We start from the raw sequence: 2,817 nt of genomic DNA on the forward strand, positions 1-2,817 counted from the left end.
GCTGGCGACCAGCACCGACGGCGTCGGCACCAAGGTCGACATCGCGCGGCGGATGGACGTGCACGACACCATCGGGCGCGACCTTGTGGGCATGGTGGTCGACGACGTCGTGGCCTGCGGGGCGGAGCCGCTGTTCATGACCGACTACATCGCCTGCGGGCGGGTGGTGCCGCAGCGGATTGCGGCCATCGTCAAGGGCATCGCGCAGGCGTGCGTAACGGCGGGCTGCGCGCTGGCCGGCGGCGAGACCGCCGAGCATCCGGGTCTGCTCGGCCTGGACGAGTACGACCTCGCCGGCGCGACGACCGGTGTCGTCGAGGCCGACGACGTGCTGGGCGCGGAACGGGTATGTGCCGGTGACGTCCTGGTGGCGATGGCCTCGTCCGGCCTGCACTCCAACGGCTACTCGCTGGCCCGCCATGTCCTGCTGGAGATCGGCCGGATGCCGTTGGAGGGGCACGTCGAGGAGTTCGGCCGCACCCTCGGCGAGGAGATGCTCGAGCCGACCCGCATCTACGCCAAGGACTGCCTGGCGCTGTGCGCCGAGACCGAGGTCCGGACCTTCGCCCACATCACGGGCGGCGGCCTCGCGGCCAACCTGGCCAGGGTCATCCCGCACGGCCTGCACGCCGACCTCGACCGCGGCACCTGGACGCCGAAGCCGGTGTTCTCGCTGATCGCCCAGCGCGGCCGGGTCGAGCGGGTCGAGATGGAGCGCACGTTCAACATGGGCGTCGGCATGGTCGCCGTCGTCGCGCCCGAGGACGTCGACCGCGCGCTGGCGGTGCTCACCGCCCGCCACGTCCCGGCGTGGGTGCTGGGCGACGTCCGCCCCGCCGAGGACGCCGACGCCCCGCGCGCGGTGCTCTGCGGAGATCACCCGAGGTTCTGAGGCAACCCGCGGTCCCGCCCAGCCGTATCAACAGGTGAGGGCGGGAGGGGCCGGTGTCTGATCGCGACGCGGAATTCGGGGAATACCTGGACAGCCGTGCCGTCGTCATTCGCCGAACCGCTTATCTGTTGAGCGGGGGCGACTGGCATCGCGCGGAGGACCTTGTGCAGACCACGCTGGCGAAGATCTACGTCGCCTGGCCGCGGCTCAACCGCGCGGGCAATGTCGACGCCTACGCGCGCAAGGTCATGGTCCGCACCGCCATCGATGAGTCCCGCCGCGCGTTCCGCAGACGCGAGAACGTTGTCGGCGACCTCCCCGAGATCGGTGTGCCGCCCGCTGGGGTGGACGACGCTCTCGACGTCCGGCGGGCGCTGGCGCAGCTGCCTCCGGGGCAGCGCGCGGTAGTCGTCCTGCGGTACTGGGAGGACCTCTCGGTCGCGGAGACCGCGCAGGCGCTCGGGAAGAGCGAGGGCACGATCAAGAGCCAGGCGTCCAAGGGACTCGCCGCCCTGCGTCAACTGCTGGCGGCAGGCCGTGTCGCGCTGGAGGGGTCCCCATGCCCGACGACGTGAAGGCACTGCTCGGCCGCGCCCTCGACGGCGAACCGCCGCTGGGGATCGACCGCGACCGGATCTTCGCCGAAGGCCGGGCCAGGCTTCGCCGCAGGCGGTCGGTCGCCACCGGCGGCGCAGCCGCCGCCGTGGTCGCGGCCGTGCTGGGGACGACGGCCCTCGCGGGCGGCTTGCTCGGGCCGTCCGCCGATCAACTCGGCCCGGCCCAGTCGGCGAGCGCGCCGCCCTCGACCCCGCGCACGACCACCACGAGCAAGCCCGGCACGGTGCACCTGGCAGGCGTGCAGTGGCCGGAGCTGACGGACGCGATCCGGTCGAACCGCCTTTGGGCGCAGGGCATCAGCGCGCACCGCGTGGAGGGACTCGCGGAGTTGCAGTTCCAGGGAGCGGTCCTCACCGTCGTGCTGGACGACAGGTCTGGCAAGCGCACCCTCATCGTGACGATCGAGCCGCCCAACACGCTGCGGCTGTTCTGCCGGGCCGGTGAGAACTGCACCAGCCGGGAGAACCCGGACGGCACGGCGATCCGCACCAAGATCGAGAACCTCTCCGGTCGGGAAACCGCGTTCGTCAACGTCCGCCGCAAGAACGGCGTCGAGGTGTCGGTGGTGGAGAGCCCGGCAGAACGCGACGCGCGGCTCACGATCCTGCTCCCGGTCCCGGTGCTCGAGGCGATCGGCACCCATCCCGGCCTCGGCCTGTAATCCGATTCGCGTCTCGCGGCCGGTGCGGCATGCTTGACGCGTGCCTGATGAGTTGGTGGTGTCCGGAAAGCTGGTGATCCCGGCGACCGAGCTGCGTGAGCGGTTCTCTCGGTCGTCCGGTCCCGGCGGCCAGGGCGTGAACACCGCCGACAGCCGCGTCGAGCTGTCCTTCGACGTCGAGCACTCGCCGTCGGTCCCCGACGACCTGCGCCCCAGGCTGCTCGCCCGGCTGGGAAACCGGCTGGTCGACGGCGTGGTGACGATCGCGGCCAGCGAATACCGGGCGCAACTCGCCAACCGCGCCGCGGCCCGCGAACGGCTGGCCACACTCCTTCGGCAGGCGGCCGAGCCGCCGCCACCCGCACGCAGGCCGACGAAGCCGTCGCGCCGGGCCAAGGAGCGGCGGATCACCGCCAAGAAGCAGCGCGGCGAGATCAAGCGCGGCCGCCGCGAACCGTCCGGCGAGTGATCTGACCCACAACGGCGGGAATTGCTTCGGGATCCCTACTGGGCGCTCCGAGCGGCCACCGAACTCGGTGACAGTGCGGTCGTGCCCGCCCAGTACCGGAGTGTCACGTACTGAGGGTGCGCCAAACCGAGCGTGTGTGCTCCGAGGTCGAGCCGTGAAGACCGCCCCGGTCAGGGG

At 71.8% G+C, this 2,817-nt stretch carries 4 protein-coding genes; all 4 read left to right on the top strand.

Going from position 1 to position 2,817, the window contains the following annotated elements; genetic code table 11:
* Window positions 1-892, top strand: an 892-nt coding sequence (gene purM / locus ACRDSQ_RS20300) for a phosphoribosylformylglycinamidine cyclo-ligase (RefSeq protein ID WP_431423228.1), incomplete at its 5' end; no start/stop codon positions are given.
* Window positions 893-945: 53 nt separating this feature from the next.
* Window positions 946-1,467 (top strand): SigE family RNA polymerase sigma factor, encoded by a 522-nt coding sequence (locus tag ACRDSQ_RS20305; protein WP_431423229.1) that lies wholly within the window; start codon window positions 946-948, stop codon window positions 1,465-1,467.
* The gene (locus ACRDSQ_RS20310; protein ID WP_431423230.1) at window positions 1,452-2,171 is read left to right on the top strand and encodes a hypothetical protein; all 720 of its coding nucleotides are present in this window, start codon (window positions 1,452-1,454) and stop codon (window positions 2,169-2,171) included. The genes ACRDSQ_RS20305 and ACRDSQ_RS20310 overlap by 16 nt, the downstream gene beginning before the upstream one ends.
* A gap of 40 nt (window positions 2,172-2,211) precedes the next feature.
* Window positions 2,212-2,640, top strand: a complete 429-nt coding sequence (gene arfB / locus ACRDSQ_RS20315; protein ID WP_431423232.1) for an alternative ribosome rescue aminoacyl-tRNA hydrolase ArfB — start codon at window positions 2,212-2,214, stop codon at window positions 2,638-2,640.
* Window positions 2,641-2,817 lie beyond the last annotated feature (177 nt).

Origin of the sequence: Actinokineospora sp., assembly GCF_050699995.1 — a bacterium.
Classification (GTDB): domain Bacteria; phylum Actinomycetota; class Actinomycetes; order Mycobacteriales; family Pseudonocardiaceae; genus Actinokineospora.

Coding starts and splice junctions, on each gene's coding strand:
- ACRDSQ_RS20310 (WP_431423230.1), top strand. CDS start 1,452: ATGCCCGACGACGTGAAGGCACTGCTCGGCCGCGCCCTCGACGGCGAA.